General features: G+C 71.2%; 19 protein-coding genes, 1 tRNA gene, 1 other RNA gene and 1 riboswitch. Of the genes, 11 read left to right on the top strand and 10 right to left on the bottom strand.

The genetic code is table 11. The features are described from left to right. Positions 1-241 precede the first annotated feature (241 nt). The 6 genes from parE to ASF20_RS06345 form a co-directional block, all read right to left on the bottom strand. A complete protein-coding gene (gene parE / locus ASF20_RS06370; protein ID WP_056272126.1) occupies positions 242-2287 on the bottom strand; it encodes a DNA topoisomerase IV subunit B in 2046 nt (681 codons plus the stop codon). Between the two features lie 265 nt (positions 2288-2552). Then, on the bottom strand, positions 2553-4535 hold the full coding sequence (locus ASF20_RS06365) for a PhoX family phosphatase (protein WP_056272124.1): 1983 nt from the start codon (positions 4533-4535) through the stop codon (positions 2553-2555). Between the two features lie 101 nt (positions 4536-4636). Beyond that, positions 4637-7411, bottom strand: coding sequence for a type I DNA topoisomerase (gene topA / locus ASF20_RS06360; RefSeq protein ID WP_056272120.1), 2775 nt, complete (start codon positions 7409-7411; stop codon positions 4637-4639). A gap of 159 nt (positions 7412-7570) precedes the next feature. Further along, entirely contained in the window at positions 7571-9475 is a 1905-nt protein-coding gene (locus ASF20_RS06355; RefSeq protein ID WP_056272117.1) for an AI-2E family transporter, read from the bottom strand. 86 nt (positions 9476-9561) lie between these two features. Continuing rightward, positions 9562-9945 carry a response regulator gene (locus tag ASF20_RS06350; protein ID WP_055955569.1) on the bottom strand — a complete coding sequence of 128 codons (384 nt, stop codon included), beginning with the start codon at positions 9943-9945 and terminating at the stop codon, positions 9562-9564. Between the two features lie 211 nt (positions 9946-10156). Continuing rightward, positions 10157-10384, bottom strand: a complete 228-nt coding sequence (locus tag ASF20_RS06345; protein WP_056272114.1) for a hypothetical protein — start codon at positions 10382-10384, stop codon at positions 10157-10159. 484 nt (positions 10385-10868) lie between these two features. Between ASF20_RS06345 and ASF20_RS06340 the strand changes: the two genes are divergently transcribed. The 3 genes from ASF20_RS06340 to ssrA all read left to right on the top strand — a co-directional run bounded on the left by ASF20_RS06340 (position 10869) and on the right by ssrA (position 11780). Then, a complete protein-coding gene (locus tag ASF20_RS06340; protein ID WP_056219697.1) occupies positions 10869-11060 on the top strand; it encodes a hypothetical protein in 192 nt (63 codons plus the stop codon). Between the two features lie 34 nt (positions 11061-11094). Next, positions 11095-11409, top strand: a complete 315-nt coding sequence (locus ASF20_RS06335) for a hypothetical protein (protein WP_056272111.1) — start codon at positions 11095-11097, stop codon at positions 11407-11409. Positions 11410-11414: 5 nt separating this feature from the next. Then, positions 11415-11780, top strand: a transfer-messenger RNA (tmRNA) gene (ssrA, locus tag ASF20_RS23160). Between the two features lie 199 nt (positions 11781-11979). On the opposite strand, the gene ASF20_RS06330 is transcribed toward ssrA, so the two are convergent. Both ASF20_RS06330 and ASF20_RS06325 read right to left on the bottom strand, forming a co-directional pair. Continuing rightward, positions 11980-12654, bottom strand: a complete 675-nt coding sequence (locus ASF20_RS06330; protein ID WP_056272107.1) for a hypothetical protein — start codon at positions 12652-12654, stop codon at positions 11980-11982. Positions 12655-12700: 46 nt separating this feature from the next. Beyond that, on the bottom strand, positions 12701-13087 hold the full coding sequence (locus tag ASF20_RS06325) for a hypothetical protein (protein ID WP_056219689.1): 387 nt from the start codon (positions 13085-13087) through the stop codon (positions 12701-12703). A 460-nt stretch (positions 13088-13547) separates the two neighbouring features. Between ASF20_RS06325 and ASF20_RS06320 the strand changes: the two genes are divergently transcribed. The 4 genes from ASF20_RS06320 (at position 13548) to ASF20_RS06310 (ending at position 14579) form a co-directional block, all read left to right on the top strand. Next, positions 13548-13624: transfer RNA gene (locus ASF20_RS06320), tRNA-Arg, on the top strand. A 142-nt stretch (positions 13625-13766) separates the two neighbouring features. After that, positions 13767-13931 carry a hypothetical protein gene (locus tag ASF20_RS06315; protein WP_056213461.1) on the top strand — a complete coding sequence of 55 codons (165 nt, stop codon included), beginning with the start codon at positions 13767-13769 and terminating at the stop codon, positions 13929-13931. Continuing rightward, a complete protein-coding gene (locus tag ASF20_RS25255) occupies positions 13931-14056 on the top strand; it encodes a hypothetical protein (protein WP_274534723.1) in 126 nt (41 codons plus the stop codon). The genes ASF20_RS06315 and ASF20_RS25255 overlap by 1 nt, the downstream gene beginning before the upstream one ends. Before the next feature lie 142 nt (positions 14057-14198). Further along, positions 14199-14579, top strand: coding sequence for a hypothetical protein (locus ASF20_RS06310; RefSeq protein WP_056272103.1), 381 nt, complete (start codon positions 14199-14201; stop codon positions 14577-14579). 32 nt (positions 14580-14611) lie between these two features. On the opposite strand, the gene ASF20_RS06305 is transcribed toward ASF20_RS06310, so the two are convergent. Next, positions 14612-14788, bottom strand: coding sequence for a hypothetical protein (locus ASF20_RS06305; RefSeq protein WP_156389778.1), 177 nt, complete (start codon positions 14786-14788; stop codon positions 14612-14614). Between the two features lie 752 nt (positions 14789-15540). On the opposite strand from ASF20_RS06305, the gene ASF20_RS06295 reads away from it, so the two are divergent. Beyond that, entirely contained in the window at positions 15541-15861 is a 321-nt protein-coding gene (locus tag ASF20_RS06295; protein ID WP_082486887.1) for a transcriptional regulator, read from the top strand. Positions 15862-15894: 33 nt separating this feature from the next. Here the strand turns inward: ASF20_RS06295 and ASF20_RS06290 are convergent, their stop codons facing one another. Then, the gene (locus ASF20_RS06290; protein ID WP_056213470.1) at positions 15895-16083 is read right to left on the bottom strand and encodes a DUF2934 domain-containing protein; all 189 of its coding nucleotides are present in this window, start codon (positions 16081-16083) and stop codon (positions 15895-15897) included. A 171-nt stretch (positions 16084-16254) separates the two neighbouring features. Next, positions 16255-16471, top strand: a riboswitch (cobalamin riboswitch). 446 nt (positions 16472-16917) lie between these two features. On the opposite strand from ASF20_RS06290, the gene ASF20_RS06285 reads away from it, so the two are divergent. The 3 genes from ASF20_RS06285 to ASF20_RS25250 all read left to right on the top strand — a co-directional run. Then, positions 16918-19032, top strand: a complete 2115-nt coding sequence (locus tag ASF20_RS06285; protein ID WP_244476344.1) for a TonB-dependent siderophore receptor — start codon at positions 16918-16920, stop codon at positions 19030-19032. After that, entirely contained in the window at positions 19032-20465 is a 1434-nt protein-coding gene (locus ASF20_RS06280; protein ID WP_056272091.1) for a peptidase, read from the top strand. The genes ASF20_RS06285 and ASF20_RS06280 overlap by 1 nt, the downstream gene beginning before the upstream one ends. 257 nt (positions 20466-20722) lie before the next feature. Next, on the top strand, positions 20723-23576 hold a 2854-nt coding region (locus ASF20_RS25250; protein ID WP_280136478.1), incomplete at its 3' end, for an SdrD B-like domain-containing protein.

Here is a 23576-nt window from a genome sequence, read left to right as displayed (position 1 = left end):
GCGACACCGAGTTCGCCGTCGTCCGCGCCGGCCTGAACTACAAGTTCGGCTCCTACTAGGATCTGAACCCACGGCCTCCCGCGCGGTCGATCCGGTCGCGCGGGCCCCGGCCAACAAGAAAGCCCGGCCTCGCGGCCGGGCTTTCTTGCGTCTGGGCTCCTCTTCAAGACGGGCGTCCGTTCGGGGCCCGTCGATCGTCGCCCGCGCGTCCGGTCTTCCGAAGGCGCGGGCGATCGCCGTCTCAGATGTCGAGCTCGGCCCCGTCGGCGAAGGCGGCACGCTCGGAGATGAAGGTGAAGCGCGCCTCGGGCTTGTTGCCCATCAGGCGCTCCACCGCGTCCCCGGTGGAGTCGCGGGCCTCGTCCAGCACCTCCACCCGCAGGAGCGTGCGCTTCTTCGGGTCCATGGTGGTCTCCTTCAACTGGGCCGGCATCATCTCGCCGAGGCCCTTGAAGCGGCCGATCTCGACCTTGCCGTTCTTGAACACCGTCTTGATCAGTTGCGCCTTGTGGTCGTCGTCGCGAGCGTAGGCCGTCTTGGCGCCCTGGCTGATCCGGTAGAGCGGCGGGATCGCCAGGTAGAGGTGCCCGCGGTCGATGAGCTTGGGCATCTGCCGGTAGAAGAACGTGATCAGCAGCGAGGCGATGTGGGCGCCGTCGACGTCGGCGTCCGTCATGATGATCACCTTCTCGTAGCGAAGGTCCTCCGAGCGGTAGCCCGTGCCGGTGCCGCAGCCGAGCGCCTGTGTCAGGTCCGAGATCAGCTGGTTGGCGCCGAGCTTGTCCCGGCTGGCCGAGGCGACGTTGAGGATCTTGCCGCGCAAGGGGAGGATCGCCTGGGTGGCGCGGTCGCGCGCCTGCTTGGCCGAGCCGCCGGCCGAGTCACCCTCGACGATGAAGATCTCCGAGCCGGCCATGCCGGCCTTGGAGCAGTCGGCGAGCTTGCCCGGCAGGCGCAGCTTGCGGGTGGCGGACTTGCGGGCGACCTCCTTCTCCTGGCGCCGGCGCAGGCGCTCCTCGGCCCGGTCGATCACCCAGTCGAGGAGCTTGTTGGCCTGGGCCGGGGAGGCGGCGAGCCAGTGGTCGAACGCGTCGCGGATCGCGGTCTCGACGATGCGCGAGGCCTCGACGGTGGCGAGCTTGTCCTTGGTCTGGCCCTGGAACTCGGGCTCGCGGATGAAGACCGAGAGCATCGAGGCGCAGGTCGCCATGACGTCGTCCGTGGTCACCGCCGTCATGCGCTTGGCCTGGCCGACGCGCTCGGCATGCTCGCGCAGGGCCCGCAGCAGGGCGACGCGCAGGCCGCTCTCGTGGGTGCCGCCCTCCGCCGTCGGGATGGTGTTGCAGTAGGAGGCCGAGACGCCGTCGTCGGTCACCATCCAGGCCACGGCCCATTCGAGGGAGCCGTGCCCGCCCGGCTTGGTGATCTTGCCGGAAAAGATCGCGTCGGTGACGAGTTCCTTGCCCTCGAGATCGCGGGCGAGATAGTCGCGCAGGCCCCCGGGGAAGCGGTGCACGGTCTCGGCCGGCACGTCGTCCAGGCCCTCGAGGAGGGCGGGGGCGCAGCGCCAGCGGATCTCGACGCCGCCGAACAGGTAGGCCTTGGAGCGGGCCATCTTGAACAGGCGGCGGGGATCGAACTTCAGCGCCCCGAAGATCTCGGCATCGGGGTGGAAGCGCACGCGGGTGCCGCGCCGGTTCTGCACCCGGCCGACGGTTTCCAAGGGACCCTGGACATGCCCCCGCGAAAAGGTCTGGCGGTAGAGGGTCTGGCTGCGGGCGACCTCGACCTCGAGCTCGTCCGAGAGGGCGTTGACCACCGAGATGCCGACGCCGTGCAGGCCTCCGGACGTCTCGTAGACCTTCGAGTCGAACTTACCGCCCGCGTGCAGGATGGTCATGATGACCTCGAGCGCGGACTTGTTCGGGTATTTCGGGTGCGGGTCGACGGGGATGCCGCGGCCGTTGTCGGTGACGACGAGGTGGCCGCTCTCCTCCAGCTCCACCTCGATGAAGCTGGCATGGCCCGCCACCGCCTCGTCCATGGAATTGTCGATCACCTCGGCGAAGAGGTGGTGCAGGGCGCGCTCGTCGGTGCCGCCGATATACATGCCGGGGCGGCGGCGCACCGGCTCCAGCCCCTCCAGCACCTCGATGGTGGAGGCGTCGTAACCGGCCTCCGCCGAGACGGGGGGAAGCGGCGCCACAGCGTCGAGCTTGCGGCGCTCGGCGGTCTTCGGCAGGGGCGCCTTGCCGCCGGCGAAGAGATCGCGTGCGGGGTCGCTCACCGGAGCGCCTCGCGCGGGTGAGGGGGCAGCCGCGGGCTTCGCGGGCCGGATCGCAGAGGGAGACCGTGCAGCATTCGCCTTCATCCTCTCACCATACCGGAACAAACCGGAAACAGAAAGGGGTTCCCGCTCCGAGAGGCGGGAGCCGGAAGCCCCCGCCGCACAGGGCGTACCACCCCATGACATGGTATGGGGGTGGTTAAGAAGGCCTGACGGTGGCGTGATCCGTGGATCGTCGCGCCGGGCACCGCGCCCGTGGGCCGCCTCAGGTCCCGACGCGGCCGCCCCCGCGGCGGGTGATCGTCAGCACCGCGGGGCGGGGCGGCATCGCCGGGTCGAAGTCCGGCCAGCGGGTGGCGGGCGCCTCGAAGGTGGCGGGCACCGCCTTCGGGTCCTCCTCGTCGGCCTCGCCGGGATGCTGGACGGCCACGAAGAAGGTGGTGTCGTCGGGGGTGAAATAGGGGCCGCACATCTCGGCGCCGTGGGGCACGCGGAAGAAGTGCTTGCCCGTGCCGCGGCCCGGCCCGTCCGTCTCCACCGCCCAGATGCCGTCGTTGCGGCCGGTGCGGGAGGGCGCGTTGCCGTCCGTGGCGACCCAGAGCCGGCCGAGGCCGTCGACCGAGCAATTGTCCGGCATCCCGAACCAGCCGTTCGTCGTGGTGGCCGACGAGAAGGTGGCGCCGACCTGGGCGATGCTCGGATCGCCGCAGCGGACCAGGATCTCCCAGGTGAATCCGGTGGCGGCATGGTCGCCGTCGTCGGGGGTGAGCTCGACGATATGGCCGAACCGGTTGTCGGCCCGCGGGTTGGCGGCGTCGACCTGATCGGCCTTGCGCTTCCCGTTGTTGGTCAGCATCACGTAGACCTTGCCGGTCTTCGGGTTGGCCTCGACGTCCTCGGGCCGGTCCATCTTGGTGGCCCCGAGCCGGTCGGCGGCGAGCCGGGCGCCGATCACCACGTCGGCCTGGGATGCAAAGCCGTTCTCGGGCGTCAGCGGACCCTGCCCGAAGACCAGCGGCATCCAGGTGCCGCGCCCGTCGGCGTCGAAGCGGGCGACATGCAGGGTGCCGGAATCGAGGAGGTCGCGGTCGCCGCTGTCGGCCCGGCCCAGGGTGACGAACTTGTAGACGTAGTCGAAACGCTCGTCGTCGCCCTGGTAGATCACGTACTGCCCGGCCTTCGCGACGATGCCGGCCGCGCCCTCGTGCTTGAAGCGCCCCAGGGCCGTGCGCTTCTTGGGGACGCTCGTCGGGTCGAAGGGGTCGATCTCCACCACCCAGCCGAAGCGGTTCGGCTCGTTGGGCTCGCGGCCGAGGTCGAAGCGCGGGTGGAAGCGGCCCCAGGCATAGGCGTTGGCCGGCAGGTTGAAGCGCTTATGGTTGGCGGCCTCCGGCGAGTCCTTCGGCAGGGCGCCGGAGAAGTAGTAGTTGATGTTCTCCTCGCAGGTCAGCCACGTGCCCCAGGGGGTCGTGCCGCCGGCGCAGTTGTTGATCATCCCGAGGGCCGACCGGCCGCTGGGATCGGCGCCGGTCCGCACCCGGTCGGTGCCGGCGGCCGGGCCGGTCAGCGCCATCGGCGTCGTGGCGGTGATGCGGCGGGCGTATTTGGAATCCGGCACCACCGTCCAGCGGCCGTCCCGGCGCCGGATCTCGAGGACCGAGCCGCCATGGGCCGCCATCTCGATGTCGACGAGCGCCCGGGTCATGCCCTGGAAGTCCACCGCCTTGCCGTCCTGGCGCCCGAGGCCGGGGAACATGAGTTCCTCGTTGGTGTATTCGTGGTTGACGACGAGGAGGCCGTGCGCCGCCGGGTCGGCCGCCCCCGGCATGGGGAAGTAGCCGACGAAGTCGTTGTTGTAGCCGAACTGCTGGGCCTGTGCCGCCGCGGACTGGTTGCGCGGGTCGAAGGCGGGTGCGCCGGGCAGCACCGGGTCGCCCCAGCGGATCAGGATCTCGGCATCGTGCCCGGCGGCGACGTGGTGGTGCGCGTCCGAGCCGGCCTCGATCTCCGCGAACGGGAATCGGGAGTCGCTGGCCGGCGACGCCGGACCCACCGCCCCGCCGGCGGCCAGGGCGCGGGGCGTCACCACCGCCGCGATGGCGCCGACCCCGAGGAGCCCGCGCAGGAGGTCGCGCCGGTCGAAGCGCGCCGCCACCACGTCGCCGAAGGTCGGGTTGGCGCTGCCGTTCGACCCGCGATCCTCGGCGGCCTCGGCGGCCTGCGAGCGGTTCTGGTTCGATGCGGTCATGGCGTGGCGGGTCCGGTGCGGGGCGCGGGCTGACGACCGTCCCCGCTACCCCGCCCGCATGGCACCGGTGTGACAGCGGCCGGTGCCCCGGCCACCGATCCTTAAGCCTTCCGGCGCGCCGCGGCGGCGGGCTTCTCGGCCGCAGCCTTGGTGCTCTTCGCCGGTTTCTTGGCGGCCGTCGCCTTCGCGGCGGGCTTGGCCGAGACCTCGTCCCCGTCCGCTGCAGCCGTCTTCCCGGCGGCCTTCGCCGCAGGGGCCTTCTTGACCGCCGCCTTCTTCGCCGGGGCCTTGGCGCCCGCCGCCTTGCGGGCCGGAGCCTTCTTCTTGCCCCCGCCCGCGGCTTCCCGGGCGGCGATCAGCTCCAGTGCCTGGGGCAGGTCGACCGCCTCGGCCGCCATGGTCTTGGGCAGCGTCGCGTTGGTGGTGCCGTCGGTGACGTAGGGGCCGTACTTGCCCGACTTCACCGCGATGGGCTTGCCCGTCTCCGGGTGCTCGCCGAGGGGCCGGCCCGGATCGGCCGCCGGCCCGCGCCGGCCGCCGCCCTGCTCCTTGGCGACGATGAGGTCGATGGCCCGGTTGGCGCCGATCTCCAGCACGTCGTCGTCGCGCCCGAGATTCGCGTACATCTTGCCGTGCTGCACGTACGGCCCGAAGCGCCCGAGATTGGCCAGGATCGGCTCGCCGGTCTCGGGGTGGCGGGCCACCTCGCGCGGCAGGGCGAGCAGCTTCAGGGCCATCTCCAGGTCGACCGAGGACGGGCTGGTGCCCTTCGGGATCGAGGAGCGCTTGGGCTTGGGCGCCTCCTTCTCGGCCGCGGCCTCGCCGAGCTGGACGAAGGGACCGAAGCGGCCGTCGCGCACCGTCACGGGCAGGCCGGAGGCGGGATCGTTGCCGAGCACCCGCGTGCCGGGCTGACCGCCGTTCTCCGACGAGCCCTCGCCGTCGCCCTCGACGCCCGAGGCGGCGAGCTGGCGGGTGTACTTGCACTCCGGATAGTTCGAGCAGCCCACGAAGGCGCCGAACTTGCCGAGCTTCAGGGAGAGCTGGCCGGAGCCGCAGGTGGGGCAGGTGCGCGGGTTCGAGCCGTCGGCCTTCTCCGGGAAGATGTGGGCGCCGAGCAGGTCGTTGAGCGCGTCGAGCACCTCCGCGACGCGCAGCTCCTTGGTGCCGGCGATCGCGGCGGAGAAGTCGCGCCAGAAGTCGCGCAGCACCTCGCGCCAGTCGATCTCGGCGTTCGAGACCCGGTCGAGCTGCGTCTCGAGGTCGGCGGTGAAGTCGTACTCGACGTAGCGCTTGAAGAAGCTCTCCAGGAAGCCGGTGACGAGGCGGCCCTTGTCCTCGGCCACGAGGCGCTTCTTGTCGATCCGCACGTATTCGCGGTCGCGCAGGGTCTGCAGCACGGCGGCGTAGGTGGAGGGCCGGCCGATGCCGAGCTCCTCCATGCGCTTGACGAGGCTGGCCTCGGAATAGCGCGGCGGCGGCTCGGTGAAGTGCTGGGTCGAGGCGATGCGCTCGCGCTTGAGCGGGTCGCCCGCCTTCATGGGCGGCAGGCGCCGGCCGTCCTCGTCCTCCTCGTCGTCCTTGCCCTCCTGGTAGAGGGTGAGGAAGCCGTCGAACTTCACCACCTGGCCGGTGGCGCGCAGCTCCAGCGTGCGCGGCCCGACCTGGGCGACGACGTCCACCGTCGTGCGCTCCAGTTCGGCCGATTCCATCTGGCTCGCCACCGTGCGGGTCCAGATCAGCTCGTAGAGCTTGGCCTGCTCGGCATCGACGGTGCGGGCCACCGCCTTGGGCAGACGGCCCATGTCGGTGGGGCGCACGGCCTCGTGCGCCTCCTGGGCGTTCTTGGCCTTGACGCTGTATTTGCGCGGCGCACCCGGCAGGTAGCGCTCGCCGTATTCCTGGGCGACGACCCGGCGCACGTCGGCGATGGCTTCGGGCGCCATGTCGACGCCGTCGGTCCGCATGTAGGTGATGAGGCCCACCGTCTCGCCGTCGATCTCCACACCCTCGTAGAGCTTCTGGGCGGCGCGCATGGTCTGGGCCGGCGCCATCCCGAGCTTGCGGGAGGCCTCCTGCTGCAGGGTCGAGGTGGTGAAGGGCGGGGCGGGGTGGCGCTTGGCGGGCTTGGCCTCGACGCTGCCGACCGAGAAGGTGCCGAGCTCGAGGTCGCGCTTGAAGGCCGCCGCCTCCTCGCCGGTGCCGACGTCCAGGCGCTGGATGCGCTTGCCGTCCGCGCCGGTGAGGCGGGCCTCGAAGCTGGCGCCGGTCTCCGTCACCAGGGTCGCCACCAGGGACCAGTATTCCCGCGGCTTGAAGACCTCGATCTCGCGCTCACGCTCGCAGACGAGGCGCAGCGCCACCGACTGCACGCGCCCGGCCGAGCGGGCGCCGGGCAGCTTGCGCCACAGCACCGGCGAGAGGTTGAAGCCCACGAGGTAGTCGAGCGCCCGGCGGGCCAGGTAGGCGTCGACCAGCGCCTGGTCGATCTGCCGGGGCTGGCGCATGGCGGTCTCCACCGCCGTCTTGGTAATGGCGTTGAAGGTCACGCGCTCCACCGGCATGCCCTTGAGGGCGCGGCGGGCGGTGAGCGCCTCGACCACGTGCCAGGAGATCGCCTCGCCCTCGCGATCCGGGTCGGTGGCGAGAATCAGGCCGTCGGCGCCCTTGAGCGCCTTGACGATGTCGGAGACGCGCTTCGATCCGCGATCGTCGAGCTCCCACAGCATGTGGAAGTCCGCCTCCGGATCGACGGAGCCGTCCTTGGCCGGAAGGTCTCGGATATGGCCGAACGAGGCGAGAACCTCGTAGTCGCGGCCGAGATACTTGTTGATCGTCTTGGCCTTGGCCGGCGACTCGACGACGACGACTTTCATGTGCTGGTACTAGCCTCTCGTCAGGGCCTGACCCGCAGCAACGTCCATGCGCAGATTGTGCGGGGGGCGTCGCCACCCGTCCGGAGAGGGGGTCGGCGCGGGGGAGAAGTGGGTCAAGCCCAGGGGGATGTCAAATGGCCCCCCTGGCCCGGCCCGGCCTCACCCCCGTTTGGCGAAGGTCAGGGCGGCGTCGAGCGCCCCGTTCAGGGTGGTCACCAGCACGTCGGCGGAGAGGGTGCGGCGCAGCCGGTCGAGGGAGGCCGGATCCCGCTCGCGCCAGAAGCCGACGAGGACCCGGACGCCGGGAATCGCCCGCCGCGCCTGGCGGACGTTCAGCCGGATCTGCGACAGGCTGACGGGCTCCAGGTAGGAGAAGCAGACCAGGGCGATCCCCGAGAGATCGTCCGGCGTTTCGCCCCGGCGCAGCTCCGCCATCGACATCACCTGTGCGCCAAGGCCGTGCCGGCCGAGGATCTGCCCCAGCATCGCGGTGGCCGCCTCGTCGAAGGGGCCACGGCTCGACACGCAGAGCACGGGCCGGGCCGCCCGCCAGCGGGCCGGGAGGTCCTCCGGGCGCAGCACCACGGCGGCGACCTGCCGGTCGGGCCCGATGGCGGCGATGGCCGCCGAGGTCTCGGAATTGCCGGCCGAGGCGGAGGAACCGATCGTCCGGCCCGCCGGCACGGTCCCGAGGCGGGCGACCACGGCCCGGAGCGCGGTGCCGACCTCGTCCTGGCGGGTCCGGTCGAGGGTGCCGCGGGAGAGGTCCTCCTGCGCCATCAGTAGGCCGGCCAGCACCACCTCGTCGTAATAGGTGACGAGGGCGCGGGCCTTGAGGAACATCCGGCCCTGGTCGATCGCCTCCTCGGGGTCGCCCGCCAGCATGCGCTGGTAGAAGATCTCCGGCGGCGACAGGGCGGGGCGGTCGCCTAGGATGACGTCGAGATACCAGAGCCGCTCGATGTGGCGTCCCAGCACCACGAGGCAGACGGTGATGGGGGTCGCCAGCACGAGGCCGATCGGTCCCCACAGGAAGGCCCAGAGGGTGGCGGCCAGGATCACCGCGATGGGCGAGAGCCCGGTGGAATGGCCGTAGAGCAGGGGCTCGACCACGTGGCCGGCGATGGGCTCCACCACCACGAACAGGATCGCGGTGGCGATGACCATGCTCCAGCCCGGATCGACGGCGGCGGCCACGATGAGGGGCAGGAGGGCGCTGATCGCCGCGCCGATATAGGGCACGAAGCGCATGATCGCGGCCAGCACCCCGAACAGGATCGGGTTCGGCACGCCGATCCACCACAGGCCGAGGCCGATCACGAGGCCGAAGGCGATGTTGAGGACGAGCTGGGCCAGGAAGAACCGGCTGAGGCGGGCCACCGCGTCGTCGATGGCCGCCGTGGTCCGGCGCAGGTCCCCCGAGCCCGCCAGCCGGATCGCGCGGTTCCGCAGGTCCTCCCGCTGCAACAGAATGAAGATCGTGAAGATCAGGATCAGGCCCGTGGTGGCGAGGGGATGCAGGATCGGGCCGGCGACGGCGCCGAGGGTTCCGAGCAGCCCGGCCTTGGCCGAGGCGATCTGGACGTGGAGGGGATGGGCGAGGCTGCCTGCGCTGCCTTCGGGCGGGGTCGCGTTCGGGTCCGGCTGCAGCTCGGCGCTGAGATCCTGCACCATGTCGACCATGCGCGAGAGGGTGCCGCTGCCGGCGGTCGCCTCCTTCAGGGAGGCGATCTTCTCGCGCATCGTCACCTGGTAGCGGGGCAGGTCGGAGGCGAGCTGCGCCGTCTCGTTGGCGATCAGGAGGGCGACCCCGAGGAGCGCCCCGAAGGCGGTGAGCACCACGACCAGGACGGCGAGCGCCCGCGGGACCCGGATGCGGCGCAGGAGGCGCACGCCGGGCACCAGGACGAAGCTGAGCAGGATCGCCAGGGTCACCGGTACGAAGACGTCGCGGCCGAGATACAGGGCCGCCGCGATGGTGATCACGAGGAGGCAGGAGGCCAGGGTCGTGAAGACCGGCATCGCCTGCCGCAGGAGGCGGGCGGTGATGGGATCGTCGCTCATGGATGGATCGGTCTCGTTGGGGTGAGCGACGCGGCAGCCGATGCGACGGCATCGGGCGCGCGGGGCGCGCGGCCGGGCGGGCCGCCTCAGGCGATGGCGGGCGCCTGCGGACCGACGGCGGCGTTGATCTGGGTCAGCAGCTTGGAGAAGTCCACCGGCTTCGGATGGTAGTCGTTGCAGCCGGCCTGGATCGCCTTGTCGCGATCGCCCGACATGGCGTGGGCGGTCAGGGCGATGATCGGGATGCCCTTGGTGTCGCTGCCGGATTTCAGCACGCGGGCGGCCGACCAGCCGTCCAGGATCGGCAGGTTCATGTCGAGGAGGATCACGTCCGGCTGCCCGGTGCGGGCCTGCTGAACGCCGGATTCGCCGTCATGGGCAAGGATCACGTCGTAGCCGCGCCGCTTCAGCCGGCGGGACAGGAAGTCCCAGATCTCCTCGTGATCTTCCACCAGAAGAATTTTCGCCATCGCCCCAATATCCTTCGATCGTCTTCGGCCCCGATGCCGCGGGATCTGTCGTAACCCCGGACGGTCCGCACGGGACCCAGCCCCCGATACACGAGCCCCCCGAGCAAGACACGTGCGCGGGCCGAGCGGTGAACGCGCGATCGGCCGGAACGGTCCATGGCATCCCACGCGATCCAGCGACACAGGCGCCGTGCTGTGACGGGCTTGCCCCTCAGGGGGCGCGCGGCGCCGGTGCCGGAGGATCGAGGCTCGTCGGGGGACGGTCGTCGCTGTAGCGCCCCTGGCTCCCCGGGAGGAGCCCGGTGTTCTGCATCCAGATCATCAGCATCACGGCCGCCAGCAGCGTCGCGAAGGAGGTGAGGCGACCGATGTGGCGCCGCCGGACCACCATCAGGACGACGGTCGCCAGGAGCAGGAGGGACAGGAGGAGGAGCAGCATGCGGCCTTCCCGGACGGGCCGTCCGGCCGGAGACGGTTCCGGCACGGACCGCGGAGCCAACGGGATCGATGCCGCCGCCGTTCCACGGGCCGGGTCCCCGGGAAGCAGGAGCGGCCATGGCGGGCCCCGGGGATCCGCGACGGGATCGTCGAGGCGGCGAACGGCGCCATCTGCGGCTCGGATCCAGGCGGGCCGGCTCGACAGGACCTCGCCGATGACCGCAGCGGTCGACCGACCTCGCCGCCGGCCCTGATCGCGACAAGACCTTCCGTGACAAGACGGAGGGCGGCGTGACGGTGGTTTTCCACTCTACCTGAGCCGCGACCGTCAAGACCGGGTAGGATCGCCGAAGTCAGAGCCCGCGCCGCGCGTGGGATTTCGACGCGCGGCCGGACAATAGCCATGGAGATCAGCCAAGGATATCTCGGCTCTCTTTCTCCGATGTGCATTGCGGGTCGCCCCCGGCATCCGCTAAAGCCGGACAATGTCAGACTTGGAATCCCTCCTCGACCGCCTCAAGGACGCTCAGAGGACCCTCATCACCGAAGCCGCGAAGATCGAGATGCTGCCGCCCGACAGCGTCCTGCGACGCGTGGCCGACCTCGAGAACACGATCGCGGCCGTGGAAGCCCTGATCGAGGAGCAGGCGCATCGCCGTGGCCGCGCCACGGGGTAAGGCTCCGCCACGAACAGAAGCGGCACCGCCGCTCGTGACGCCGGACGGACGCTACCTCGTGGTGCGCGGCCGGCTCTGGCGCCGGACCCGTCCCGACCTCGACCCCGCCGCGCGCGACGCCCTCGTCGCCGCGCTGATGGATGCGCGCCGGGCCGTGAAGGCCGGCAAGGCGGCCGGGAATGCGGACGCGGTCGCGCAGGCCCGCCGGGCCGTCGACGCGGCCAAGCGCGGCCTCGGGGAGCGCGGCCCCGTCTGGTGGGACGACGGCGCGCCCGACCTCAACCGGCACATGGCCCACACCACCCCCTACGCCGATTGGTTCGCTCGGGAGACGGGTGCGGCGGGATAGCGCGCCGACTGGACCCGCGCGGCGATTTCGCCTATATCGGACCTGCGGTTGATGACCGGTTCGTAATAACGTTTCAGGACCCGGAGGGCAGTACTCCGGCGCCTCCACCACAAGCCCATCCACGTCAGCGGGTGGTCTTCTGATGGGGGCGAAATAGGATCGACTGGGCGGTAAAGGGATCGCGAGTTCGCTCTCACTTCGGTGCGGGACGATGCGGCTGTCGGTAAGGACTCGACCGGTTCGACGCAGGCAACCCCTGTTTCGAGCATTTGGCCAAAACTCTAAATGCCAACGATAACGTTGTCATGGATGCCCGCCTCGCGGCGTAAGCATCTTGCGGTAGGGTAACCGTCGAAACAGAACCCGGAGCTTCGGCTCCGGGACCCACCCTTTCCTGATCATCCCAGACCGTCGCGAGACCGTGGCCCGCGTACGCGCGGAGAGGCCCAGCGCGACCGCGCCTCGACGACTTCCCCAGTCCACGCACGAAAAACCCCGGGGCCGAGGGCCGCCGGGGTGTCCGCCGTTGCGAGGGCCGCCCCCACGCGGAGGGCGGCCGTGGGGCGTCGATCAGACCGGCGTGGTCGGGTAGGCGCGCACGCGGTTGCGGCCCTCGACGGTCCCGCCCAGGGCGTTGCCCGGGATGGCGTTCGGCGAGGTGGCAGCGGCGGCCTGCGGGGCGGTCCAGCCCTCGGCCCGCCAGTTCTGGGCGCGCTCGTCGACGTCGATCGAACCGTGCTCCTCCAGGATGTCCATCACCCGGGCCGCCTGGGACTGGTCGGCCCGGACCGTCACCAGGGTGCCGCCGCGGCGCACGCCCTCGCTGTAGGTATGGGCGTCGGTCTCGCTGAGGCCCGCGCCGGTCAGGCCGCCGGCGAGGCCGCCCGCTGCCGCGCCGATGCCCGCGCCCGTCAGCGTGGCCACGAGCCAGCCCGCCGCCACGACCGGGCCGACGCCCGGGATCGCCAGCAGGCCGAGGCCGGTCAGCAGACCAGCGGCGCCGCCCAGGACCGTCCCGACGGTGGCGCCCGCTCCGGCGCCGCTGGACGCCTTCTCCGGGGTGTCACCGTGGACGGGGGCGTCCACGTCGGAGGCGGAGCGCACGCGCCCGGCATGCCGGTCCCCCTCGTTGCTGCTCACGATGCTGATGTCGGCATGCGCCACGCCGGCGGCCTCGAGCTTGGAGACGGCCGTGCTGGCAGCGTCGTAATCGTCGTACAGGGCGGTGATGGTCTGATGAGCCATGGGAAACTCCTGTGTGCGGGCGAGGGGAGGGGTGGGCGGTGGCAGCCTACTGGGCCGCGACGTTGCCCTTGAAGTCGACGCCGACCTTGACCGGCTTGCCGTCGAGCACCGCTTCGCCGCGCCAGATGCCCTTGTCGTCCTTGGTCAGACCCTTGACGTCCTTGTAGCCGGCCTCGGTGAGGCGGTGGTGCGTCTGGGCCTCGGTGAAGCTGTTGGCGCCTTCCTCGAGCTTGGCGTTCGAGGCCGCCTTGGCGGTGGCCGGCTTGGTGGCGTCCGGCTTGTCGGTGTTGGGCCGGGTCACGGCCTCCTGGCCGCCCGAGGTGGCACTCGACTTGGCGTCCGGGGCCGGGGTGCCGGTGACGGTGGTCTGGGCGGAGGCCGAACCCGCACCGAGGATCGTCAGAAGGGCGAGGGTGGTCAGGGACCGTTTCACGGCGTTCTCCTTGGATAAGTCTAGGACGGGCAAGAGACCCTCTCAATTCCCGAGGACCGCAAAGCGTTCCAAGATGGAAACCGGCAATCCCGGTTCAAACGGCCAAGCCGAAGCGTTGTCATAAATGTTCCACCTTGCCCTGACAGTGATGACGGGATGAAACGACAAGATCACGAGCCGACAAAAAACCAATTTTGATCGACGCATACGCTGCATCCCGGCATCAGATCTGCCCTTCACCGCGAAAGAACACCTTCCGACCGAGACGAGCCTGTGTTCGAAGAACGAGATAGGGGATCGCCCGCCGGGAGGCCGGACGTCGTGCCCGCGCGCGCCCTCCCCGAACGGACGGCGAAGCGCACCGCCGCGAAAAATCTGTCCGGCCAGGGTTGCCAGCGCAAAAAGGAGCCTCTAAACACCCGCTCACACCGGGGGCGGCACCAACCCCCGCCGGTCGCAGGCGCCCGTAGCTCAGCTGGATAGAGCACCAGACTACGAATCTGGGGGTCAGAGGTTCGAATCCTTTCGGGCGCGCCATTTCTTTCCGAAGCCTTTGCTGGGAAAGACAAATTCTCCACCTGACAGCGTGATGCGGATGCCGGCGGGACTCCGTCGCGCCGATGAGGCGTGGACGCGTCGGGCCCTTGGAGGCCCTTCCGCGCGCCCTATCTTCCCGCCCATGACAGAGCCCCCGGACGACAACCTGGATCACTACGCGCTGGGGTTCTACGCCCCCGGCAAGGGCCTGCGCCGGGAGGACTGCCCCTATGCCGAGGGCACGCAGGCGCATGCCCAGTGGATGGCGGGGTATGACGCTGCCGTGAAGGCGGGGGAGGGCGCGTGATGGTCTTCCGCCTCCTCCACGTCCTGCGCCTCTGGACCCTCCTGTCCGTCCCGGCCGGCATCGTGATCGGCAAGCTTCTCAAGGCGAACCGCCGGGCGACCACCCGGCCCGTTGACCGCCCGTAGGGGCGCAGCGGCACCGGACCCCATCGGGAAAAACGCGCGCCCGCGTCGGCGCCGGCCGGCGGCAGGGTCCCGTCGCCCCCGGCGCCCGCCCCGGGGACGGCCCGTGGGGGTAGGGGACAGATCGGAAAGGTTCGGAACACGCATGTCGCCACGTCTGACCGCCCTTTCGAGGCTCGTCCGCGCGGCGGCCTGGCTGAGCGTGGGGACCCTGGTCTGGCTCTCCTGGATTCCGCGGGATTGGGAGGCGCGCACCTCCCTGCCGGGTCAGGTCGAGCACGCCATCGCGTATGGCGGGACCGCCGGCCTGTTCGTCCTCGGCTACGGTGCCGGGCTGCGCTGGTGGCGGATCGGCGTGCCGCTCACCGTCCTGGGGGTCGTCATGGAGATCGGCCAGCGCTGGGTGCCCGGCCGGACCGCGCAGGTCATCGACGCTATGGCCAGCGGATCGGGCGCGCTCCTCGGCGCGCTGGGCGGCACGATCGTCGCCCGCTATCTGCTCAAGCCCGAGCCCCCGTTCCGGTAGGGCGCGCCGGCTCAGCCGGACGTCCCGAAGGTTCACGCCTTCCGGGGTTCGGCGGGCGAGGCCTCGGACGTCCAGAGCAGCGAGGCCGCGACATAGGACGCCTCCACCGCCACGAGCATCCAGACCGCATCGGTCAGGACGATCGCGAGGGCACGCTGCTCCAGGGCCCCCTCGATGCCGATCGCGACCGCCAGCAGCGATACGATCACCAGAAGACCCGGCAGGCGCACGGCCTGGCTTGCGGCAGCTCCGAGCGAGGCAAAACAGATCAGAAGCATTTGCGCACCAACGACACCGGGAGCCAGACTACCTAGGTATTGAGAGGACACAAGCGGAAATAAACAGCACTTTTGTGCTTTGCACAATTTCAGCTGCACTGCGGTCGTTAGTCCATTATCAACCTTAGCACTCCGTGAGCGACCCAACAGAGGAAGACGACCCAGGCTAGAGCCAGTCCGAACCCCAGCCCCAGGACCATGAGGGTCGAGACCCCGTGCCCGGCGCGGCCGAAGGCGGCCCGCCGCGGCGGGAACGCGGGCCCGTCGACACGCGGTTCGGGATCGTCGGTTTTCTCCGGCAACCGCTCGATGAAGAACCCGAAGGCGATCGCCGTCGCCCGCACGGGCCGTATCGCGCCCTAAGCCGTCGCTCAGCACCGACCGCGTCGCCCGCGCCCTCATGGCGCGCGGCACATCTGGTGCGGGCGCAGGCGACGCGGGAACGGAGCGTTCCCGAACGGGAAGTCCCGATCCACGGATCACGGCGCAGTCCGGGCTGTTTCCGACTAGCCCGGCGGCGCCGCCGGATCAGGCGCGTCGAACGGCGCCCCCGCCCGCGGCGTCGCGGCGGCGCCGGCCGGGCCTGCGCCTTCCGATCAGGCGCCCGGGTCCTGCTCTCCGAGGGATTTGCGGTACTGCCATGATCGCGCCCTCCCCATGCTGTCCGAGGAGGGATGTCCCACGTGTCTGCTCACCGCCAACGCCCGGATTCGGCGGGGGTGTCGGAACCGGGCCGGGAGGGCGGTCGCTTCCTGAAGCCCCTGCGCGCGGCGCGCGGCCTATGCCGGCGCCCGCTCGCCACTGTGGTCGGGGCCGAATACGACACCGTCCTCTCGCAGCTGGAGACCGGACGGGGACGGATCCCACCGAATTGCTACCGCGCCTGGGCGGCCGTCCGCGACGTCCCCGTCAAGGCCCTCGTCCGGGCCCCGATTCGCGTCGACGGCCCGTTCACCCACGCGATCCTGTTCGCGGACCACGACGCGGTGGCGGCGAGCGGCTGAGGCGACCCGCCCCCGAGCCCGTCCCCGGCGCCGTCAGGGACAGGCGGCGTCCTCCTGCGCCGGTGCGGCCGACTTCGGGGCGTTGCGGGCGCGCTCGGCCCGCAGCTCCCGCTCGGCCATCAGCCAGAACTCGACCTCGAACCCCTCGGGGCGGTGGTTGCGCTCCCAGATCTCATGGGCGCGCTCGCGGATCCGCTCGAACGTGATCCCATCCTCGGACATCGTGCTCTCTGCTCCTTCAGTCTCGGTCACAGCGTCACAGCCCGGTTCTCCCTGCGGGGCCAACGCTCCACGGCGGGATTTGTCCCCCGATGCGCACAAGGCTGCCCCGGTCGCCCCCTTCGCAGGGCAGGCTGCCGAACCCCGGGGGATTTGACGGCGGCGCCGGAAACGGCCTAGCTTACCCGCGACGGTTCCTCTTTAACGAGGATCAAAAGGGAACGCGGTGAGGGCGAGAGCCCGAGGCCGCGGCTGCCCCCGCAACTGTAAGCGGCGAGCTCCTCATCAACACGTCACTGGGTGAACGGTCCGTCAGGACCCGGGCCTGGGAAGACGATGGGAGGGCGGTGACCCGCGAGCCAGGAGACCTGCCGTCAGTCGTGGTCACACGCGAAACGCATCGGGCGGGGTGTCCTGGTGGGTGTCGGGGCGTTCGCTTGCCGCGAACGGGCCGACCTCTTCGCGGTGACGTGCCACTCCGCGCGACTCGTCGCGTCAGCCGTCCCGTCGATGCCCGTCCTCGCCCGCAAGTCTTGCTCCCGCATGCTCCCTCCGGCCGCCCCGCGCGGCCCGGTGACGGCTGGGCCGCGGACACGCCGGCCCCGGGCCCCGCTTGCCGATTGTAATGTTATAACATTCAGTCTAGCGGAGACGGCAGGTCGGCCCCGACCGATGCCCGCGCCCTTGTTCGGTTGCCCCATGTCCGGTTGCCCCACGTCCCGTTACCCTATGCCCGTCGCCCCCATCCCGTCCCGAACCGCGAACGCGCGCGGGTCGCGGCGAGGCCCGACCTTGCCGTCGCGACACGTCCTGCCCCTGGCGGCCCTGCTCGGCGGCCTGCTGCCGATCTCCGCCGAGGCCGAGACCCGGGAGGTCCCGCCAGCCGTCACCCTGGAGACCCTGGAGGTCGCGGGCTCCGGGCGGGGCGGCCCGGCGCCCGCCGAGGGGCTCAACCTGCGCAGCCCCGGCCGCAGCGCCAGCCGCCTCGGCCTGACGGCCCTGGAGACCCCCGCCAGCGTCGACGTGATCGCGGGCGAGACCACGCGGCTGCGCGGCCAGAACACGGTGGCGGAGGCCGTCACCCAGAACGCCACCGGCATCACCACGGTGGCGGCGCCGGGCAACGGCAACGGCGCCTTCACGGCCCGGGGCTTTTCCGGCCCGAACTCGATCCAGCAGCTCTACGACGGCACCCGCCTGTTCGTGGGCGCCGGCACCGTCACCTTCCCGTTCGACACCTGGAACGTCGAGCGCATCGAGGTGCTGCGCGGGCCGGCCTCCGTGCTCTACGGCGATGGCGCCATCGGCGGCGTGATCAATGTCGTCACCAAGAAGCCGGTCTTCACGCCCCTCAACGAGGCCCGCGCGGCGGTCGGCTCGGACGGTCTGGCGCGTCTGGCCCTGGATTCCGGCGGCCCGATCGGGGAGGCGCTCGCCTACCGCCTCAACATCAGCGGCAACCGCGCCGAGGGCTGGATCGCCCCGGACGGGAGTTTCCGCAACCTCGCGGTCTCGGGCGCCCTGACCCTGCAGGCGACGCCGGACCTCGCCGTCACCCTGAGCCATGATTTCGGCTATCAGGAGCCGGCCCGCTACTGGGGCACGCCCCTCGTCGACGGGCGCATCCGCGACGCCCTCCGGTTCAACAACTACAACGTCCGCGACGCCCAGATCCTCTGGACCGACAACTGGACGCAACTGCGCACCGAGTGGACGCCGAGCGCCGACGTCACGGTCCGCAACACCGCCTACCGGCTCCAGAGCCGGCGCCAGTGGCGGGACGTGGAGCAATACGCCTTCAACCGCGGCACCGGCCGGATCGACCGCTCCGACTACCTCGAGATCTACCACCAGCAGGAGCAGATCGGGAACCGCCTCGACGCCACCTTCCGCGGCACCCTGTTCGGCTTCCGCAACGAATTCCTGGCCGGGTTCGACGTGAACCACATCGCCTTCCGGCACACCAACAACTTCTATTTCGACACCACCACCAGCGTCGATCCCTTCGCCTACGACCCGGGCCTGTTCCCGGCCGAGGGCCGCGCCCGGCCCGCCTACGCCACCAGCACGCGCCAGGCCTCGGTCTTCGCCGAGAACCGCCTGATCCTGTCCGACCAGGTCTCGCTCCTGGCCGGCGTGCGCTACGACGCGCCGGTGCTGCAGCGGACCGACCTCGTCACCGGCAACACCTTCGACCGCGACTTTCGGGCGCTGAGCTACCGCTTCGGCGCCGTCTACAACCCGACGCCGCTGCTGGCCCTCTATGCCCAGTACGCCACCGCCACCGATCCGGTGGGCAGCCTGATCTCCCTGTCGCAGAGTCTCGCCAACTTCCGGCTCTCCACCGGCAAGCAGGTGGAGGTCGGCGCCAAGGGCGTGGCCTGGGACGGCCGGGCCGAGTGGACGCTGGCCGGCTACCGCATCGTCAAGGACAACCTGATCTCGGCGGTACCGGGCCAGCCGACGCTCTCGACCCAGGTCGGGCAGCAATCCTCCCTCGGCGTCGAGGCGGCCCTGAGCCTGCACCTCTCCGAGGCCTGGCGCATCGACGCCAACCTGGCGCTGCTGCATGCCCAGTACGACACCTTCGACCAGGCGGTCGGCGGGGCGGTGGTGTCCTATGCCGGGCGCCAGCCCATCGACGTGCCGGAGCGCGTCGGCAACCTCTGGGTCACTTACGCCTTCGCCCCGGCCTGGGAGGCCCGGGTCGGCCTGCAGCACGTGGGCGAGACCTTCAGCGACTTCGGCAACCAGGCGAAGCGCCCGGCCTACACCCTGGTCAATGCCGGGCTCGACCACCAGGTCACGCCGGATTCGCGCCTGTCGCTGCGCGCCTACAACCTGTTCGACACGATCTACGCGATCAGCGGCAACGCGGTGAACGGGGTCGGCACCAACTGGCTGCTGGGCCGGCCGCGCTCCGTCGAGGTCGCCTACAGCGTCCGGTTCTGATGCGGGCCTCTCCGAAACGGGCCTTCCTGAAGCCCCTGAAGCGCGGGCTGATCATCGGCCACCGCTGGCTCGGCATCGCCACGGGGCTGTTCCTCGCCGCCTGGGTGCTGTCGGGGCTGGTGATGCTCTACGTGGCGTTTCCGGCCCTGACGGAGGCCGAGCGCCTGTCCCGCCTCGCGCCCCTCGCCTGGGACCGGGTCCTCCTCGGCCCGGACGCGGCCCTGGCCCGGGCCGGGCTCGACCCGGCCCCCGGCGGCCTCAGCCTGTCCATGCGGGGCGGGGCGCCGGTCTATCAGGTCACCACCCGCGACGACGCCCGGCACGTGGTCTCGGCCGAGACCGGGCAGGCCCTGGGCGAGATCGACGGGGCGGCCGCCCGGGCGTCGTTCGGCGAGGGCGCCACCGTGCGGGCGGTGACCCGCGACCCATGGACGGTGCGCGACCGCTACGACCCGGTGCGCCCCTTCCACGTGGTGGCGCTCGGGGACGCGGCCAGCACCGAGCTCTACGTTTCGGCCCGCACGGGCGCGGTCGTCCTCGACACCACCCGCCGGGAGCGCCTGTGGAACTGGCTCGGGGCGATCCCGCACTGGTTCTACCCCACGCCCCTGCGGGCGCGGGGCGAGCTCTGGCGCGGCACCGTGCTGTGGGTCTCCGGCCTCGCCACCGCCGGGGTGCTGAGCGGCCTGGCCCTGGGGATCTGGCGCCTGCGCCTGCGCCGGCCCTACGCCGCGGGGGTGAGCCCCTATCGCGGCCTCGGGCGCTGGCACCACCTCCTCGGCACCCTCGGGGGCCTGAGCCTCCTCAGCTTCGTGGCGAGCGGCTGGCTCTCCATGAACCCGAACCACTGGTTCTCGCCCCGCACGCCCCCGGCGGCCCTGCAGGCGGCCTATGCCGGGCCCCCGGCCGCGGTCGGCCGCGCGGCCCTCGACGGCCTGGCGCGGCCGGGGATCGTCGAGGTCCGGTTCACGCAGGTCGGCGGCCGGCCCGTGCTGGTCGCCGCCGATGCCCGGGGCCGCCGGGTCGCGGTCCCGCCGCCCACGGAGGCGATCTTGCGCGCCGCAGCCGCCCGCGCCCTGCCGGAGGCCCGCATCGCCGCGACCGAGACGCTGACCGCCTACGACGCCTACTGGTATCCCCACCACGACACCCGGCCGCTGCCGGTGCTGCGGGTGCGCTTCGACGACCCGGCCGCGACCTGGCTCCACCTCGACCCCGAGACCGGCGCGCTCCTCGACCGCCTCGATGCCAGCGGCCGGCTCCAGCGCTGGCTGTTCGAGGCGCCCCACCGCCTGGACTTCGGAAACCTGTTCCAGGCCCGCCCGGCCTGGGACGCGGTGATGTGGCTCCTCAACGGCCTCGGCGCGACCATCGCCCTCTCGGGCGTGGTGCTGGGCTGGCGCCGCCTGCGGCGCAGGGCGCGGCTCGGGTAGGGGCGCCGCGCCCCCGCGACGCGATCATCGCCTCCGGATCTTCCACGCCCGCGCCGACATCCTCGCGCCCTGCTCTTGAAGCCCGGACGCGCCTGTGCTGATCGATGGGCCGGTCTCTTCGGATCTATGGCAACATGATTCCGACAAAGAGAGCGCTTTGTCACTATAGTCCATTGTCTCCAGGCAATAGAGGCCTCACCCTAGACTGATAAAGAGGCGACGCGGCAAAGCGTCGTCAGCGATCAGGGGGGAAGGGCATGGCTGGCGCAACGCTGTCCGGGGCGGTCTTTACCGATGCCAACGGCAATGGCACGCGGGACGCCAACGAGACGGCCCTCGCGGGCGTCTCGGTCGACCTGCTCGCCGCCGACGGGAGCGGGGCCGCCCTGGCGACGGTCCGCACCGATGCGACCGGGGCCTACGCCTTCACCGCTCTCGCCGGCGGCGCCTACGCGATGCGCTTCACGCCGGCCGCGGCCGGATACCGGGGCAGCGCCGGGACGACGAACGCGAGCGGCCAGACGCTCGTCACCAACGTGAGCGTCCCGAGCGACGCGAAGACGACCGTCGACGAAGGGTTCTACAAGACCGGAAGCATCGCGGGCATCATCTTCAACGACACGAACGGCAACGGCGTCTTCAACGCGGGCGAAGTGCTGACGAACGGCGTCTCGGTCGATCTGTACAACGACATCGGCGTCCTCCTGGCCAGCACGACGTCGAGCAACAAGGACCCCTTCAAGCCGGGCACCAACGGGGTCTACAGCTTCCAGAACCTCGCCCCGGGGACCTATACGGTCGCGGTGACCGCCCCGGACGGCAAGGTCACCAGCGGCGTGACCACGCTGAAGGAGGTCGTCACCAGCGGCGCGGTGATCGCGTCGCAGAACTTCGGTGTCCGGAACAATCCCCCGACGGTCAGCCTGTCCGGGACGATCTTCGCCGACGGAGACGGGAACGGGCGCCAGGGCCCCGGCGAGGCGGGCCTCGCCGGCACCAGCGTGCTCCTCAGCGATGCGGCCACCGGATTCGCGCTCAAGACCACAGTCACCGACGCCGCCGGGCATTACAGCTTCGGGACGACGGCCGGGAGCTACCGCGTCACCGTGGCGACCCCGGAAGGCCTGAAGGGCACCACCGCCACGACCCTCGCGACGGGCAGTCTCGCCAGCGGGGCCGCGAACGCGCAGCTGAATGTCGGGTTCGCGCCGGATCCGGTCCTCGACAAGACCGGCGCCATTCCGGCCGCCACGGTCCTCAACGTCGTCCTGCGCGGCCAGTCGAACACCTATTTCCCGACGCTGTACGGCGACCTGCCGAAGCTCGAGGCGGCCATCGAGGCGCAGCTCGGGTTCGACGGCGTCCGCCAGAGGGTCAACGTGATCGGCACGCGCGACAACGCCGACGGCGCCAACACGGAATGGCCGGGCACGGGGATGCTCACCGACTGGCTGAGCCCGGTCAACGGCGACTACCGCAACGGATGGACGGCGAACGCCCAGGAAATCGGCCTTCTCAGCACGATCGGGCAATGGTCCGCGGCGCAGAAGGCCGCGCCGACCGCGGTCGTCTGGCTGCACAACGAGAACGACAGCCAGAACGCGGCTCTCACGCCCGCCATGTGGGAGAGCGCCGTGCGCTACGAGGCCGGCCTCGTGCGCGGCGTGCTCGGCCAGGATGCCGCCACCGTCCCCTACCTGTTCGTCAACGCCATTCCGTTCCCGGCGCAGACGCCCGCGGTGCAGTCCACGCAGCCGGTCCAGAACCAGGCCATCCGGGTCGGGCAGGCCGAGCTGACGGAGGACAAGGACTTCAACGCCGGCTACGCCGCGCGCCAGGCCAGCGACGTCGACATGGACGTCGATGGCCACGGCATCACCCGACAGCCGGGGAGCGTTCACTTCAGTCGCGCCGACGCGACTCAGATCTTCGATCGGATCGCCCTGTCGATCGCCGAGACGTTCCGGGCCTCGGCGCTGCCGGGCTCGCCCCTGGCGCTGGCCTCCGGCGACATCGACGACGACGGCCCCCGGGTCGTGCGCGCCGAGCGCGTGGCCGGCGCCCCCGACCAGCTCCTGCTCACCGTCGCGTTCGACCAGGCCACGTCCCTCCAGGCCCTCGGCAGCGTCGCCGCCGCCGGCACCGGCTGGAGCCTGCGCGCCGACTGGAACGCCGCCGCCAGCCAGGCGCTCGCCACCAGGGCCGAGCTCGTCGACGCCAGCCACCTGCGCCTCACCTTCGACCGCGACGTCCCCGCCGCCACCGAGCTGTTCTACGGATGGGGCGGCGCCCGCATCGCCCTGCCCGGACAGCCCGGCATCGGCGCCGCCATCTACGACGACAACGACCTGCCCCTCTGGGTCGACCCCCGCGGCCTCGCCGTCTCCCAGGCCGTCACCCAGGCGGGCCCGATCGCGGTCCAGTCCATCGCGGACAGCGGGCCCGGCATCGACGGCAGCGGCAACGGCCTGCTCAAGGCCGGCGCCGCCGTCACCCTCGCGGTCCAGTTCACCGACGCCGTCGCCGTGACGGGCACGCCCGTGCTGACCCTGAACACCGGCGCCACCGCCGCCTACGCGGGCGGCTCGGGAACCGGCACCCTGCGCTTCACCTACACCGTGGCCCCCGGCCAGACCGCGCAGGACCTGGCCGTCACCGGCATCGACCTGACCAACGCCACCCTGGCCGGGACCGACGGCAGCCCCGTCACCCTGGCCGGATTCACAACGGCCATGCCCGGCACCCTCACCATCGACACCACCGCCCCGTCCCTGGCCCTGACCCAGATTCCGGCGGCCACCATCCAGGCGACCTCCGCCGCCGGGGCCGCCGTGACCTTCGCCGCCACCGCCACGGATGCGGTCGACGGCACCGACCCGGTGACGTTCCGCGAGGGCACGATGGTGGTCGCCTCGGGCCAGACCTTCGGGCTGGGGCCCCACACCCTCACCGCCACCGCGACGGATGCGGCCGGCAATTCCGCCGATCCGGTCGGCTTCAGCTTCACGGTGGCCGACACCGCCAAACCCGTCATCGCCGTCACGGCCCCGGCGACGACGATCCAGGCGACCTCCGCGGCCGGGGCCGCCGTGACCTTCGCCGCCACCGCCG

This window comes from Methylobacterium sp. Leaf88 (assembly GCF_001422795.1).
Classification (GTDB): Bacteria; Pseudomonadota; Alphaproteobacteria; order Rhizobiales; family Beijerinckiaceae; genus Methylobacterium.
Note: the sequence above shows the minus strand (reverse complement) of the source record. Positions and strands in the feature narration are given on the sequence as shown.